At 48.9% G+C, this 14543-nt stretch carries 16 protein-coding genes; 11 read left to right on the forward strand and 5 right to left on the reverse strand.

The features are described from left to right. Nucleotides 1–7 precede the first annotated feature (7 nt). The 3 genes from EVJ33_RS00095 to EVJ33_RS00105 all read right to left on the reverse strand — a co-directional run bounded on the left by EVJ33_RS00095 (nucleotide 8) and on the right by EVJ33_RS00105 (nucleotide 2403). Nucleotides 8–214 (reverse strand): hypothetical protein, encoded by a 207-nt coding sequence (locus tag EVJ33_RS00095; protein ID WP_131433350.1) that lies wholly within the window; start codon nucleotides 212–214, stop codon nucleotides 8–10. Between the two features lie 42 nt (nucleotides 215–256). Next, nucleotides 257–1102, reverse strand: coding sequence for a GNAT family N-acetyltransferase (locus EVJ33_RS00100; protein WP_131433352.1), 846 nt, complete (start codon nucleotides 1100–1102; stop codon nucleotides 257–259). A gap of 86 nt (nucleotides 1103–1188) precedes the next feature. Further along, nucleotides 1189–2403 carry a dicarboxylate/amino acid:cation symporter gene (locus EVJ33_RS00105; RefSeq protein ID WP_131433354.1) on the reverse strand — a complete coding sequence of 405 codons (1215 nt, stop codon included), beginning with the start codon at nucleotides 2401–2403 and terminating at the stop codon, nucleotides 1189–1191. A 211-nt stretch (nucleotides 2404–2614) separates the two neighbouring features. Between EVJ33_RS00105 and zapA the strand changes: the two genes are divergently transcribed. The 11 genes from zapA (at nucleotide 2615) to EVJ33_RS00160 (ending at nucleotide 12017) form a co-directional block, all read left to right on the forward strand. Further along, nucleotides 2615–2836 carry a cell division protein ZapA gene (zapA, locus tag EVJ33_RS00110; protein ID WP_021066785.1) on the forward strand — a complete coding sequence of 74 codons (222 nt, stop codon included), beginning with the start codon at nucleotides 2615–2617 and terminating at the stop codon, nucleotides 2834–2836. Between the two features lie 8 nt (nucleotides 2837–2844). After that, nucleotides 2845–3381, forward strand: a complete 537-nt coding sequence (locus tag EVJ33_RS00115; RefSeq protein WP_034776712.1) for a CvpA family protein — start codon at nucleotides 2845–2847, stop codon at nucleotides 3379–3381. Between the two features lie 69 nt (nucleotides 3382–3450). Further along, the gene (gene polX, locus EVJ33_RS00120; RefSeq protein WP_131433356.1) at nucleotides 3451–5160 is read left to right on the forward strand and encodes a DNA polymerase/3'-5' exonuclease PolX; all 1710 of its coding nucleotides are present in this window, start codon (nucleotides 3451–3453) and stop codon (nucleotides 5158–5160) included. Then, nucleotides 5161–7515, forward strand: coding sequence for an endonuclease MutS2 (locus EVJ33_RS00125; protein ID WP_131433358.1), 2355 nt, complete (start codon nucleotides 5161–5163; stop codon nucleotides 7513–7515). Between the two features lie 13 nt (nucleotides 7516–7528). Next, a complete protein-coding gene (locus tag EVJ33_RS00130) occupies nucleotides 7529–7939 on the forward strand; it encodes a DUF350 domain-containing protein (protein ID WP_131433360.1) in 411 nt (136 codons plus the stop codon). Nucleotides 7940–8222: 283 nt separating this feature from the next. Next, nucleotides 8223–9035, forward strand: a complete 813-nt coding sequence (locus EVJ33_RS00135) for a bacteriochlorophyll 4-vinyl reductase (RefSeq protein ID WP_131433362.1) — start codon at nucleotides 8223–8225, stop codon at nucleotides 9033–9035. Nucleotides 9036–9317: 282 nt separating this feature from the next. Then, complete coding sequence (locus tag EVJ33_RS00140; RefSeq protein WP_131433364.1) at nucleotides 9318–9782, forward strand: hypothetical protein; 465 nt, start codon at nucleotides 9318–9320, stop codon at nucleotides 9780–9782. A 32-nt stretch (nucleotides 9783–9814) separates the two neighbouring features. Continuing rightward, nucleotides 9815–10282, forward strand: coding sequence for a hypothetical protein (locus EVJ33_RS00145; protein ID WP_131433366.1), 468 nt, complete (start codon nucleotides 9815–9817; stop codon nucleotides 10280–10282). A gap of 307 nt (nucleotides 10283–10589) precedes the next feature. Continuing rightward, nucleotides 10590–11402, forward strand: coding sequence for a bacteriochlorophyll 4-vinyl reductase (locus tag EVJ33_RS00150; RefSeq protein ID WP_131433368.1), 813 nt, complete (start codon nucleotides 10590–10592; stop codon nucleotides 11400–11402). Between the two features lie 75 nt (nucleotides 11403–11477). Further along, on the forward strand, nucleotides 11478–11681 hold the full coding sequence (locus EVJ33_RS00155; RefSeq protein ID WP_034776722.1) for a hypothetical protein: 204 nt from the start codon (nucleotides 11478–11480) through the stop codon (nucleotides 11679–11681). A gap of 9 nt (nucleotides 11682–11690) precedes the next feature. Then, on the forward strand, nucleotides 11691–12017 hold the full coding sequence (locus EVJ33_RS00160) for a nucleoside triphosphate pyrophosphohydrolase (RefSeq protein ID WP_131433370.1): 327 nt from the start codon (nucleotides 11691–11693) through the stop codon (nucleotides 12015–12017). A 43-nt stretch (nucleotides 12018–12060) separates the two neighbouring features. Here the strand turns inward: EVJ33_RS00160 and EVJ33_RS00165 are convergent, their stop codons facing one another. Together EVJ33_RS00165 and EVJ33_RS00170 are read right to left on the reverse strand one after the other, a co-directional pair. Next, nucleotides 12061–12525 (reverse strand): hypothetical protein, encoded by a 465-nt coding sequence (locus EVJ33_RS00165; protein ID WP_058763136.1) that lies wholly within the window; start codon nucleotides 12523–12525, stop codon nucleotides 12061–12063. Beyond that, on the reverse strand, nucleotides 12525–14543 hold the full coding sequence (locus tag EVJ33_RS00170; RefSeq protein WP_131433372.1) for an AAA family ATPase: 2019 nt from the start codon (nucleotides 14541–14543) through the stop codon (nucleotides 12525–12527). Before EVJ33_RS00170 ends, EVJ33_RS00165 begins: the two co-directional genes overlap by 1 nt.

Consider the following 14543-nt stretch of genomic DNA (forward strand, 5'->3'; position numbering starts at 1 on the left):
GCGTCGATCACTTTTTTGTTGCCCTGTACGCGATAAAGGTCAAGAGGGCGGCGCCGATCACGCTCAACCAGAGCGTGTCCCAGTTCGGGTCGTCGAGCATGCTCCGCCCTCCGAGGAACACCATATAGCCGAGTACGGCGAGCGTGACGAGCGTCAAGGCGGTCACCCGGATCCGGCGCGGGATGCGGAGCCACCAACCGAATAATCTGTTCATCAAAAATCGCCTCCATCTATAGTATAGGGGAGGCGAAACGAATCAGCTAGGCAATCGAATCCATGCCGAAGTGAAGATTTTTTGATAACCTACTTCTTTGTAAATCTTGTTCGATGTCGGGTTACTCAAATCCGTATAGAGCGTACAATACTGTTTCGACGTCAAGAGCTCCCGGCTCAGCTCGGCGACGAGGGAGCGGGCATAGCCGCGCTTCCGCAACGCTTTCGGGGTGTAGACGAACGAGACGGTGACGCCGTTCGCGGTCTCACGCGACTTTTTCGCACAAGAGACGACCTTGCCGTCGACTTCCCAGACGTACACTTCATTCTTGTCGAGCATTACGGCGATTTTGTGCCGCGCCTCGTCTTTCGAGGAGGCCGGAAGACCGGTTTCCTTTTCAAACGCGTTATACGCCTTGACGAGGAACGTCTCATCGTCCTCGGTCGCAAGTCGCATCGACCCTTCCGACAGCGGGATGTCGTTGACGTGATCGAGACGATACAGCCCTTGCTCCATGAAGACTTTCGGCTCTCGCGCCGTCAGGATGTACCAGAGTGTGTAGAAATTCATCGCTAGATCAGCTTGCGAGACGACCTCGGTGAATGGGATATCACCATTTAATAGTTCAGGCACGAGCAGACGAAGGACGTCATCCTCTCGCTCAGGCTTCACGAGCACATAGTTGAGCGGATGAGGCGGAGTCACTTGCAGGATCGCGAGCACATCACCGTTATCTTCGACGGTGAGTTGATGATACGTCTCGTATCGACCTTGCTTGATGGCATCGAGCACGCCAATCATCAAGCTGTTCTCGGCCTCATGTTCGAGCAGGTGGGGCATGACACGTTCTTCAAATCCGGATAAGTCGTTCCAACGAATCAGTTCCATGTAAACACCCTTTCAGCGTATGTATGCAAAACGGGCAAACCGTATGGCCTGCCCGTTTTCCTCATTCTATCAAATGTTGGAGCGAATTATGCGATTTCTTCGCGCGCTTTCGCGTCGTCGAGGAGTTTCGTGTTGCGTTTGAAGTAATGAACGATCTTGGCGATGGCCCCGTCTCCCGTGACGTTCGTCGCCGTACCGAAGCTATCTTGTGCCAAGTAGAGGGCGATGACGAGACTTTGCATCGTCGCGTCGAACCCAAGGATCGAACCGAACAAACCGAGTGAGGCCATAACGGCTCCACCTGGTACGCCTGGTGCCGCGATCATCGTGACGCCGAGGGCGAGGATGAACGGGAGCACGATCGCGTAAGACATCGGCATGCCGTTCAAGTACATGAGAGCAACACCGACCGATGTGAGTGTGATCGTCGAGCCTGACAAGTGGATCGTCGCACAGAGCGGGACGACGAAGTTCGCGACGCCCTCGTCCGTGTTGTTCGCTTTCGCTTGACGAAGCGTGACTGGGATTGTCGCCGCTGACGACTGTGTGCCGATGGCTGTGAAGTAAGCCGGCATCATTGTCTTGAGCAGTTTAAGCGGGTTCTCTTTGTTGAGGCCCCCTGCGATCGAATATTGAATCAAGAGCATCGTCAAATGAAGGACGATGATTGTGACGAAGACGAGCGAGAACACGGAGAGAATCTCAGCGACTTGTCCGGCGTACGTCATGTTCATGAAAATTCCGGCGATGTGAATCGGTAATAGTGGAATGATGACTTTGCTGATGAGTAGTTCAATGATATCGCGGAAATCCATAGCTAGGTCGAGCGAGCGCTTGCTTTCGGTGGCGGCAATACCGATGCCGATGACGAATGCGAGCACGAGTGCCGTCATGACGCCGAATACAGGTGGAATCTCGAATTCCAAGAAACCTTTCAAGAGAGCCTCTTCCGGACTTTCGGCTGACGCGTTCGTGCGTGTCAAAATTTGTGGGAACAGGTTGCTCGTCGCGAAGTAGGCGAGCGTCCCGGCGACGATTGTTGATACATAAGCGATGGCGGCCGTCAAACCGACCAATTTCCCGGCGCCTTTTCCAAGTTCCCCGATTCCTGGAATGATGAAGGCGAGAATGATGAGTGGGATGGCGAAGCCTAGGAACTGTCCAAAGACCGTGTTGAACGTGACGAATGTCCGGACAATCCAGTTCTGGCTTTCTGGTACGATGCTACCGAGTAAAATCCCGAATGCGATAGCAATGATGATGCGACCTAGAAGGCCAATGCGTAATTTCAAAAAAATCATCCTTTCTTAATGTTTGAATTGTTGCTATTTTCGCACATTTCATGCGAGGTTGCCACCCTATCTTTCATTTTTCAATGAAGATTGACGTTTGACAACTTTGAAATAGGGTATCACAAAATGTTGGAGTGGAAAAGGGAGGGACCTTCTTCTTTTCCTAATATACAAACGATGTTATGATTAATTTTGAATAGACGGAAAGGAGGGGTGACGCGTGCAGGTACAACGAACAACAATTCATATCGCGGGTCAAGACTATACGATCGTTAGCGAAGAGCCAGCCGATCATGTGAGGGAAGTGGGCTTTCTGGTCGATAGCAAGATCCGTGAGATTCGTGAACAGTCCCCTCATCTAGACGCTCGTCAGGCGGCGGTGCTCGCCGCTATCCAAATCGCGAGCGATCACGTCAAAACTAAACGAAATACGGGAGAATAAATCACTCTATGGTTACTCTACTTATACTGTTTTTCTTGTTCATCGGGATCGTCAACGGATTCCGTCGCGGGGCGATTTTGCAGCTCGGCCATTGGGTCGCGCTCATCATCAGTTTCCTGGTCGCCAATGCATACTATCGTGATCTTGCCGAAGCGTTCAAGCTTTGGATTCCATATCCGTCGCAACTCGATGGGACGCTTCCGAAAGGTGTCATCGATTTAAATGCGCTCACAGGTCTCGAGATGACGTTTTATAACGTCTTTTGGTTCGTCGTCTTGTTTGTCATCACGAAACTCGTCCTGCATCTCATTTTGTCGATGCTCGATTTCTTGACGGACTTGCCGATCTTGCGCCAATTGAAAGGCATCATCGGTGCCGTCCTCGGGTTCTTCGAGGCGTACGTGATCACGTTCTTCATTTTGTGGGTCATTGCCTTCGTACCGATGGCCAGCGTCCAAAGTGCGGTCGACAACTCGTCGCTCGCCACGTACATCATTCAAGACACGCCATATCTCTCTGAATGGTTCTCGAATAAGATGTTGTAACACGACAGGCCGGAATGCAAGCTAGTGCTTGTATCTCGGCCTTTTCTGTATGGAAAAGGGGGAAGCATGATGAATAAAGTCGAAGCAATGATGCTGTTAGAAAAAATCGCGCAATACATGGAGATTAAAGGGGAGAACCCGTTTAAAATCAACGCCTTCCGCAAAGCCGCGACGGCACTCGAGAACACGGAGCTCGAACTCGAGGACATCGAGGACTTGACGACGATTTCTGGCATCGGCAAAGGGACGGCCGCCGTCCTCGAAGAGTGGCGGGACACGGGGCGGAGCGAGGTGCTCGAGTCACTCCAAGAAGAGATTCCGTACGGTCTCATGAAACTGCTCAAAATCCAAGGGCTCGGCGGCAAGAAGCTCGCCAAGCTCCGCGAAGTCGGCGTCGTCGACCTCGAGACGCTGATCACGGTATTAGAGGACGGTACGGCCGCGAGTCTCCCGGGCTTCGGAGCCAAGAGTGTCGAGAAGTTGCTCGCAGCGGCACGGAACCTCGAGTCACGTCCGGAACGCCTGGCGTACGCCATGATGCGTCCGGTCGTCGAAGAGATTGAGGCGGTACTCGAAGCGGAACCGCTCGTCTTGCGTCATTCGGTCGGCGGCAGTTTCCGCCGGGCCGAGGAGACGTGTAAAGACCTCGACTTCATCATCGCGACCGAAGAGCCTGTCGCCCTCCGTGACAAACTGCTCGCCCTCCCGTTCATCAACGAGGTGATCGCGGCCGGCGAGACGAAAGTGTCGCTCGTCCTCGAACGTGAGGAGATGGTGTCGGTCGACTTCCGCATGGTCGAACCGGGCGCCTTCGCCGCGACGCTCCACCACTTCACCGGCTCGAAAGACCATAACGTGCGCATGCGCCAGCTCGCCAAAGCAAAAGGTGAGTCGATTTCTGAATACGGTGTCGAGACGGCGGACGGCCTCTGGCAACCGGAGACGGAAGCCGAGCTGTTCGAACGTTACGGCTTGCCGTTCATCCCGCCGGAACTCCGGACCGGAAACGCGGAATTCGAGTACGATCTTTCGAAGCTTGTCACACTCGACGACATTAAGGCCGACGCGCATATGCACACGGTCTGGTCGGACGGGAAGCTGACGGTCGACGAGCTCGTCGCAGCGATGAAAGCACGTGGCTACGAGTGGATCGCCATCACCGACCACGGTAAATACATGTCGTTCGTCAACGGTTTGACCGAGGAACGGCTCGAGGCGCAAGGGGAAGAGATTCTCGCTGCCGCGAAGAAACACGACATGCACGTCCTACGCGGTGTCGAGATGGACATCCGTCCGGACGGGACGCTCGACTATGAGCCCGAGTTCTTGGCGACGCTCGATTACGTCGTCGCCTCGATTCACTCGAAGATGGACCAATCCGTCGACGAGATTATGGCCCGGCTCGAGAACGCCTGCCGCTCGCCGTACGTCAACGTCATCGCTCATCCGACCGGTCGCCTCATCGGGCGCCGTGACGGCTATCCGATTGACGAGGAGCGTTTGATCGCCCTCGCCAAAGAGACGGGGACGGCGCTCGAGTTGAACGCGAACCCGAACCGACTCGATTTGACGGCCTCGACGCTGAAGAAGGCGAAGGCGGCCGGCGTCAAACTGATGATCAACACCGACACGCACCACCCTGATATGATGGAAGATATGGCACTCGGCGTCCTGCATGCCCGGAAAGCCTATCTCGAACCGTCAGACATCATCAACTGCCTCTCGTTCGAGGACGCCAAGGCGTTCATCGACGCGAAGCGACAGAAAGGAACATGCTAGATGGATCACGCGTTACGCGTTTTAGAATATGAAAAACTCCGCCAGCAGCTCGCCGCCCACGCCGCGAGCTCGCTCGGGAAAGAACGGGCGCTCAACATGCAGCCCGACTATACGTACGACCGGGTATTGTCGAACTTGAACGTCACCCGTGAGGCGACCGAGGTCGTCCGTCTCCGTGACCGATTGCCGCTCGGCGGATTGACCGACGTCCGCAGTGAAGTGAAACGGGCCGCCATCGGCTCGGTCCTGTCGACGAGTGAACTGCTCGCCGTCGCCGCCGTCATGTACAGCGGCCGCCAAGTGAAGAACTTCTTCGAGAAGCTGCATGAGGACAATGAAGACCTCCGCATCCCGCGCCTTGACGAATACGCCGAGCGTTTGACGAAATTGATCGAGGTCGAACAGTCGATCCGTCACGCCATCGACGACCAAGGCACGGTCCAAGACTCGGCGAGCGACCGGCTCCGTGGTCTCCGGACCCAGCTGCGCAGCTTTGAAGGCAGTGTCCGCTCACGGATCGACAACATCCTTCGCAACAACGCGAAGATGCTGTCAGACGCCATCGTCACGATTCGGAACGACCGTTACGTCGTCCCGGTCAAGATGGAGTACCGCCAAGCGTTCGGCGGGATTGTCCATGACCAATCGGCATCGGGTCAGACGCTCTTCATCGAGCCGCAGGCGATCGTGTCAATCAATAACGAGATTCAAGAAGTTCGTTTGAAAGAGCGCGCCGAAATCGACCGCATCTTGAGCGAACTGTCGAACCTGGTCGGCGGTGTCGCCGATTCGGTCGTGATCAATCTCGACGTCCTCGCCACGCTCGACTTCGTGTTCGCGAAAGTCGCCTACGGCCATCAGCTCAAAGCGACGGAACCGAAACTGAACGACGAACGCGAGATCAAGTTGAAACAAGCGCGTCACCCGTTCATTCCACAAGATGAGGTCGTGCCGATCACCGTCGAACTCGGTGAGGCGTTCACATCGCTCGTCATCACTGGACCGAACACCGGCGGGAAGACGGTGACGCTCAAGACGCTCGGACTGCTCCAACTGATGGTGCAGTCAGGTCTGTACGTGCCGGCCGAGTTCGGGACGGAGCTGTCCGTCTTCGATGCCATCTATGCCGACATCGGCGATGAGCAGTCGATCGAGCAGAGCTTGTCGACGTTCAGCTCGCACATGACGAACATCGTCAGCATGCTCGACAAGATTGACTTCATGTCACTCGTCCTATTCGATGAGCTCGGTGCAGGGACCGACCCGCAAGAAGGGGCAGCCCTTGCCATCGCCATCCTCGATGAAGTGAAACGTCGTGGCGCCCGCGTGGCGGCGACGACGCACTATTCGGAACTGAAAGCGTACGCTTATAACCGTGAAGGCGTCATGAACGCCTCGATGGAGTTCGATATCGAATCGCTCAGCCCGACGTATCGCCTGTTGATCGGCGTACCGGGCCGTTCGAACGCGTTCGAGATCAGTCGACGTCTCGGCTTATCGGAACAAGTCATCGACAAGGCGCGAAGCCACGTCGGCACCGACGCCGAGTCGGTCGAATCGATGATTAATGAGCTCGAGGCGGCGAAGCATCGCGCCGAGCAGCTCGAGAAAGAATTGATTGTCAAACGCCACGACCTCGAAGCTGAACAGGCTGCGTTCGAAGCGAAGCTGACCGATTTCGAGCGTGAGCGCGACACGATGTACGGCGAAGCCGAGGCTCGTGCCGAAAAGGCCGTCGAACAGGCAAAGCGCCAAGCGAACGAAGTCATCGACCGCTTGAAGAAGCTTCGTGAGGAAGGCATCGTCAAAGAGCATGAGATTATTGCCGCGAAGAAACAGCTCGAATCGGCGAAACCGACGCTGCAAGATAAAAAGATCCAAAAAGTGAAACAAAAAGCGCAACAGAAACGTACGTTCAGTAAAGGCGAAGAAGTGAAAGTGACGACGTTCAACCAAAAGGGCTATATCGTGAAGCAATTGAACGATAACGAGTATAACGTCCAAGTCGGGATTATGAAAGTGAACGTCAAAGCGGACGACCTTCAAAAGATTGGCCCTTCGAAAGAGCAGTCGCTCCAGTCGAAAGGCAGCTCGCTCAAGCGTCAAAGCTCGACGAAGTCGGAGCTCGACTTGCGCGGCGTCCGGGTCGAAGAAGGGCTTTCCCGCCTCGACAAATATATCGACGAGGCACTCGTCTCCGGGTACGATAACGTCCGCATCATCCATGGTCTTGGGACCGGGGCGATGCGACAGGCGACACAAGAGTACCTAAAAGGACATCGTCACGTGAAGAGTCAGCGCCCCGGTGGGATGGGTGAAGGCGGACTCGGTGTCACGGTCGTCGAATTGAAGTGAGGGGAACAGACGGATGGGGCATGTGAACGTGAACGTATTGCTTGAGTCGCTCGGCTTGTATTCCATCGCCGGACTCATGATTGTCGTCGGTCTCGCCATCTTTGAGGTGACGACGCCGTACAGCAATTGGCGTGAAATTCAAAAAGGAAATATCGCCGTCGCGCTCGCGACCGGTGGGAAAATCGTCGGTCTCGCCAACATCTTCCGTGTCGTCGAGAGCCATCACGACCAGACGATGGACGTGTTGGTCGGAGGAAGCTTCGGTTTCTTGCTTTTGTTGGTAACGTATTGGCTATTCGAATTTTTGACGCCGTCGCTCAAAGTGAACGAGGAGATTGGGAAAGGGAATATCGCCGTCGGACTGATGGCGTTCCTGCTCTCGATTGGGGTCTCGCTCGTCGTCGGCGCGGCGTTGGTGAGGTGAAGACATGGTATATGAGAGACTAGCGAAGATTCTCTTCATCGGGGCCGGCCTGTTTTTAGTGGCAGCGGCACTGTGGTTTATCTTTTATTGATTTGAAGCACGGAGCGTCCGAGATGGGCGCTCCTTTTTTAATTTTATGTAAGGCTGTTAGATTAACTAAGCTTAAACTGAAATATTTTACCAAATGACCGACGGAAGATTTATACTGATAGTGTAAGACTCAATTATGAATGTGATCGATATATAGAATATGTATTTAAACAAGATAAAAGAGGTGTCGAGGTTGTCGAGTGGATCAGATTTGTTTGAGGTTTTGATTACCAACACGGTAAAGTTGCCTGGCGTGAAAGTGGATCGGAAAGAGTTTTTAGCGAAGAGCTTCAGTAAACATGTCCCGTCTGCGCTACTCGCTGAGATTGTCGAGAAGGGACCAATCGAAGCGAATGTGTCACGAGCATTGATTCGTAAAGTCGCCAAAAAAAATATTATGAATCAGACCATGAAGAGCTCCTCAGCATCATTTGCGGCCGAGTTTCCGGGTGGGATTGCCCTTGCGGCGACGATACCCGCGGACACAGCCCAATTCTTTGGGGTCGCACTCCGTTTGGCGCAAGAGATTGGATATTTACATGGTTACGAAGATTTTTGGGATGAAGACGAATTGGACGTCGACCGTGTGAATGGCGACTTGATTCTCTTTTTAGGGGTTATGTTCGGTGTCGGGGGTGCAACGGCGACAATCAAAGTCTTATCGTCGCAACTGTCGAAACAGGCATTAAAGCAATTGCCGAATAAAGCGCTCATGAAGACATTCTACTACCCGATTATCAAGAAAGTATCTAGCTTTATTGGGGTAAAAATGACCCGCAACACGTTTGCGAAAAGTGTATCAAAATTTATTCCGATTGCGGGCGGTGTCATTTCTGGTGGCCTCACGTATTCATCGATGTCACAAATGGGAAATCGCCTATTGGATGCACTCGAGCAGAGCGTCGAGGTGTCTTATGAGGAACTTGTCTCAAGCTATAAAGAGATGAAAAAGCTAAATCCCGATATCATCGATGCCGATTTTATCGTGTTAGAAGAAAACGCTTGAACCAAATCAAAGGACCTGTGACGTCAATTCATCTGACGTCACAGGTCCTTTTTCATTTCATGCTCACAAAGAAAGGCGTGTTCAGTATTCTTTCTTGTAGCGGACGATATTGTTTCACTTAGGGTATATTGTTTTATAGTTGGTTTCTGAGAATCGTATTGCCGAAATGTTGAATTTTCTTACAAACCTCAATCAGCTTTCAATTATAATTATCCCAATCGATGAGTTTGTATGGTGTTACGTATTGAGGGACTATATAAAGATTGCTAGGGGGATTCATGAATGGCGATTGGTTTAGAATTTTTGATGACAACGGAAGACTATGTGCTCGAGACGGAATCGTTTCAGATGAAAGGTGTCACCTATTATCCACTCGAATGGACGTTTTTCGGGGCAAGTGACCCGACGATGTTGCTGACGTGGGACGCGGAACGCGACCGAATCAGAATCCGTTTTGAGCAATATGCAGTGTTTCTCGGGACAATCGAGGACCATAGCATACATGAAGAAGGGTTACGTAATGCTTACCCAATCGTGAAACTGAAGACGTCCCGATTTACACAATTCGCCGCAGAGAACATGGGTACTGAGCGGATCAACACGTATCGAGGCGAACTAGCCCATTATGTCATTCGGACTTTCGAACAAGAGTTTCACGTCTTGGCATATGAAGATCCGACCGTGCTCGACTTGGGGAAAGTCGGGGATACAGGGGTTGTGGTCGAAATCACAGATGAAATTTCGTGAGAAAATCTAACAGATGCGAAGGAGAATCGATGATGAAAAAGTTACTCTTATCCGTCTCTCTTTTCGCAGGAGCAACAATCGCTTTAACTGGTTGTGGAGACACGGCCACGGTTGAACCGGTTGACGACAGACCCGTCATTCATTTCGATGCCGCTTCCATCCTCTCATCTGCGCGCGACCATCACATCAAGATGCTCACGTTATCGAGCATTCCGAGAGATGACGTCAATGTTCCTGGAGCGGTTGAAGAATTGAAGGGCATGCGGGCAGGCAACGACACGTATTTAGCCGAACTGGAGGGCTTGCAGCATGAAGATTCTGCTACCGATGAATATAAAGACCTCGTCGTCGAATATTTAGAAGCGGAAAACGCATATATCGATCAAACCATCGAGAATGTGTACGCGGGAAGCATAAGTCTCCCTAGCCGATTCTCGATGGATACTCTCTACTCAAGAGCAAATGACAAAGTATCAGATTTCCGATATGAGCCCAAATAAACGGCTATTGCATGAAATCATAATACGAAAACGTGTATGCAGATGATGTGATACACGTTTTCAGTCTCTATATCAACGTATTCCAAAAGCCTCAAGCTACAGATTACATCTCACAGCCCTAAACGCAGCTATGTGACGTAATTCGTAGTGAGGTTTTTTTGTTTTTTAGTTGGTGACAGAAATCAACTCTTAAGAAACAATCAATCTAAGCTGAAATGTTTCTCTAGACGTGCTTAAAGGAAACAGTATATAGCTGAGTAGGGCTTAAGTGATGATGAGGGCTATAGAAGGGGATGAAGTGTGAACCATGTTACACGGTGCAAAGTTTTTCGAACAGTTAGTGATCAATGTCGTGAAATTACCAGGGGTGAAAGTAGATCGAACAGAGTTTTTAGCAAAAAGTTTTAGTAAGCACGTGACCGCGAGACAATTAGCAGACATCCTTGAAAAAGGACCGGTTCAATCAAATGTTTCCCAAAAGTTGATTAGACGAGTCGCAAAGAAGACTATTTTGAATCGAACGATGAAAAGTTCATCGGCATCGTTTGCTGCGGGGTTACCAGGAGGGGTGGTCATGGCGGCCACTGTTCCAGCGGACACGGCTCAATTCTTTGGCGTAGCGCTCCGAGTGGCTCAAGAAATTGGTTATATCTATGGATATGAAGATTTTTGGAGTGAGAATGGCCTAGATGTCAATCGAGTGAGCGGAGAATTGATTTTGTTTCTCGGTGTCATGTTTGGTGTCGGCGGAGCGACGGCCACCATTAAAGTGTTGTCTTCGCAATTATCCAAACAAGCATTGAAGAAAATTCCGAATCGAGCAATGATGCAGACAATTTATTATCCGATTCTAAAGAAAATGGGAAGCTACATCGGGTTGAAGATGACGAGAAAATCTTTCGCGCAAGGGATTTCGAAAGTGATTCCTATCGCTGGAGGTGTGATTTCAGGTTGGATCACGTATTCATCCATGCATCAAATGGGGAATAGACTACTGACAGCACTTGAAGAAAGCATTGATCTCTCTGATGAGGAACTTGTAGCGAGTATCAAAGAGATGAAACAAGAAATTCCGAACATGACTGAAAAAGATTTGAGGATGTTGCAAGCGAGTGTGTAAACAAGGAGACCAAATATATCTGGCAGACGGTGACGAGCGGTAGAAGGACATCATGAGTGTAACGGAGGAGACTACATGAAATCGTATGAAATTGAATTCCATATGATCAATGATGAAGTGTTGACGCAAGTGGTGGAAGCGGAGAGTCGCTATGCGGCGCTCGAATCGATTTATCAGTCGTTCCGTCATGCGACGGACGGATTCGTCCAGTTCGAGGATGAATGGATTATTTTCCTCGACCATGTTGTGTATGTGAAGGCGTTTGAGATTGTGGAGTAGGAGGCAGCTATGGTGAAGCATAACAAGTTGATTCGAGACCGGGTGCCTGAATTGATTCAAGCAGAAGGAAAGCAGGTCATCGTCAAACATTTGAATCAGGCCGAACATTTCGAACAAGCACGACTGAAGCTATATGAAGAATTAAAAGAGTATGAAGATGCGAATATTGATGAGGAGTGCCTCGAAGAGCTGGCAGATATTCTTGAACTCGCGTATGAGCTAGGTAAGATGCATGGGGCCTCGTTTGAAGAGATGAATGCGATTCGTGTTGAGAAGCGGGAACGGAAGGGCGGGTTTGAGAAAGGATTGTTTTTTGAGGAGGTTATCGAGGAGTAAAAAACTGCCTACAAGCTCATTTCGAGTTTGTAGGCAGTTTGAGTTAATTGAATGGGAGTTCGTTGATTAAATCTTCCGTGTTAAACTCCTTTTGTTCATACTTCAACATTAAATCTAAATAAGCATTTTGAGCGGATTCCGAATCGGTTAGGAAAACTTCTAACTCGTGATATAGAGCATCCAATCCTCCTGCAGCGTATTCTTCTATGATATCGAAATTTTCAAGAGGAGCGTCCGCATCATCTTCTGCATCGTGGTCTACTGAGAAGCTTTCAAATGCATTCTCTAAATGCATGATTAGTTTGATGAGTTGCAAATCTTGCTCTGAGAAAACAGATAGAGGTATTTCTGAACCGGCTTTGATTTTCTTTCTTCGTTCGTTGCTATAACCAAATAATAACGCTGCCATAAAGATATCTTTGTAAGTATCAAATAATTGTGCATCTTCTTTTAACGTCATGTACATATGATCTTGTGTGCCGTCACGGCGTAAAGAACGTTTTGCCATTACATTACCTCCGCAATTTCCGTATATTCACCCGATTCATCATTCGTATGGTTGAGTAATTTATATGATTTTCCAATACGATGATTGATTGCTTCATCCACCTCACCACGCCACTGCGATGTGGACACGATGACGACAACTTGATCCGATAATTTAGGAAGATTTGTCGCCACACGAGAGCGGTGGTCTGCATCAAGAGCCCCAAAAGGAGAATCCATGACAAGCGGGAAAATGTTTCCGAGCTTTAGCTCTTCATCTAAAGCATGACCCTTTTCTTTGTCTTTGTATTCACGTGTCAAATCGACAATGGCTCCGATGAAAGCTAAGCTCGTGATTTGCGATTCACCCTGTGATAATCCAATACTTCCGCCGTTTACATCAGAAACAAGAAGTTCATAATTTTCCGCTAACGAAATCGGATAATCTTTTCTTAACAATTGTGAATAGGTCAATTTAATTTTCTCTTCTAACTCCGATTTAACCTGAGATTCTCTTAACTTCAGAAGACCAACCAAAGTGTTTTTTACTTTTGTCGCAGAGTCTAGCGCAAGTTGGAGTTTAAGCTGTCGCTCTTCTGCCTTGGTCAATTTACTCACTTCTTTATTCAGTTGTTCTTCTTCCTTTGAAATTTCTTCAATGGAGCGAAGTAAGTCTTCGATATTAGCCTCTGCTTTTACAATGGCAGTACGAACTGAAGATTCTCTTTCAATTAAATTAGTAGAGTTTTCAATATTGCGTGAACTCGCCTTCATTCGCTCTTCGATTTCACGTAACTCTTCTTCCAAGCCTCTAAGTGTCTCTCTTAATTCCTCACGCTCTCCAACGAGACGTCTAATTTCAGCATAGAAATGCGTTCTCGCAACTTCCCAACCGCTTAATTGGAAATAGAGGTGGTCCATTTCATTTTTTGAACTTGATAAGTCTAATACTTCATGCTGAACTTTTTCTAATGTCGAGATTGTAGCTGTTTCAAGTTCGTGCCCACAAAGACATTTACCACTTGAAAGTAGCGTTGGAATTAATTCGGGATGAATTAATTTTTCAATCGTGTCTCGACTGTCAGAATGAGCAATTCGTTGAAATCTTTTCAATGGCAAAGTCGAAAAAGCTAAGTGACCTGAACGAGACAATAAACTTCTTAACTCTTTTAATTTGTCATCAAAAGCATTTTTCGTTTCAATGATGGATTCGACAAGATAATCTCGAGTGACTTGAAACGTTCTTGTCTCCTCACCGTTACGAAGTGCATTTTCGATACTTTTCAATTCATTTTGAGCGGCAGTTAGTTCTTGTTTTGTTTCAGCGAGGCGATGTTTCTTTTTACCTTTGTCATCCTCGAGTTGGTTAATACGTACATATTTCTCACTCAGTTCACTTTTAACGTTTTTAGAAACTTCGTCACGCAATTTAATAATGGTTTTGCTTAGATGCTCGATTGAGTTATCAAATAATTCTAACCCCATCATCCGTTTAATTGAATCTCGAATTTCCGTGTAAGCTTCTTTTTTCCCTAGGTGATCCATGCGTTCACCATCGAAGAAAAAGAATGTATGCAGTTTGTATGGCAAGATTCGATTGATTTCATATGAGATATCTTTAATTTTTGTTGATTGATTCGTATCTACGTTTCGTTTTGTCAGTTCGACTTTTTGATTGATTGTTTTATTTTTAGGTAAATTCAGTACATTTTTTTCGTCATCAAATTTTGCATATAATACCCTGCACAGTTCATATTCGTATTCATTATGTTCGAATTTGATTTGAACTGATGTGCTTAAATCGTTACGATTATTTGTACTTTCTTGAATGGCTTTATTGTTGAAAATGGACTCAGGGTTCGGTAATTTAAGTTCTCGACCATAAAATCCCCAAATTAATGCAGTTAATAGAGCGGTTTTACCACTACCATTTTCTCCATGAATGACAGTAACGTTTTTACTAGATCCATGTGCAAATTCAACTTCGTTCTGCCCATAGTATTGGCGGAAATTTTCAATGACGATTTGCTTAAGAATCAT

The organism is Exiguobacterium sp. SL-10 (genome assembly GCF_004337025.1).
Taxonomy (GTDB): domain Bacteria; phylum Bacillota; class Bacilli; order Exiguobacteriales; family Exiguobacteriaceae; genus Exiguobacterium.

Coding starts and splice junctions, on each gene's coding strand:
- EVJ33_RS00095 (WP_131433350.1), bottom strand. CDS start 214: ATGAACAGATTATTCGGTTGGTGGCTCCGCATCCCGCGCCGGATCCGG.
- EVJ33_RS00100 (WP_131433352.1), bottom strand. CDS start 1,102: ATGGAACTGATTCGTTGGAACGACTTATCCGGATTTGAAGAACGTGTC.
- EVJ33_RS00105 (WP_131433354.1), bottom strand. CDS start 2,403: ATGATTTTTTTGAAATTACGCATTGGCCTTCTAGGTCGCATCATCATT.
- EVJ33_RS00115 (WP_034776712.1), top strand. CDS start 2,845: ATGGTTACTCTACTTATACTGTTTTTCTTGTTCATCGGGATCGTCAAC.
- polX (WP_131433356.1), top strand. CDS start 3,451: ATGAATAAAGTCGAAGCAATGATGCTGTTAGAAAAAATCGCGCAATAC.
- EVJ33_RS00125 (WP_131433358.1), top strand. CDS start 5,161: ATGGATCACGCGTTACGCGTTTTAGAATATGAAAAACTCCGCCAGCAG.
- EVJ33_RS00130 (WP_131433360.1), top strand. CDS start 7,529: ATGGGGCATGTGAACGTGAACGTATTGCTTGAGTCGCTCGGCTTGTAT.
- EVJ33_RS00140 (WP_131433364.1), top strand. CDS start 9,318: ATGGCGATTGGTTTAGAATTTTTGATGACAACGGAAGACTATGTGCTC.
- EVJ33_RS00145 (WP_131433366.1), top strand. CDS start 9,815: ATGAAAAAGTTACTCTTATCCGTCTCTCTTTTCGCAGGAGCAACAATC.
- EVJ33_RS00150 (WP_131433368.1), top strand. CDS start 10,590: ATGTTACACGGTGCAAAGTTTTTCGAACAGTTAGTGATCAATGTCGTG.
- EVJ33_RS00155 (WP_034776722.1), top strand. CDS start 11,478: ATGAAATCGTATGAAATTGAATTCCATATGATCAATGATGAAGTGTTG.
- EVJ33_RS00160 (WP_131433370.1), top strand. CDS start 11,691: ATGGTGAAGCATAACAAGTTGATTCGAGACCGGGTGCCTGAATTGATT.
- EVJ33_RS00165 (WP_058763136.1), bottom strand. CDS start 12,525: ATGGCAAAACGTTCTTTACGCCGTGACGGCACACAAGATCATATGTAC.
- EVJ33_RS00170 (WP_131433372.1), bottom strand. CDS start 14,543: ATGATTCTTAAGCAAATCGTCATTGAAAATTTCCGCCAATACTATGGG.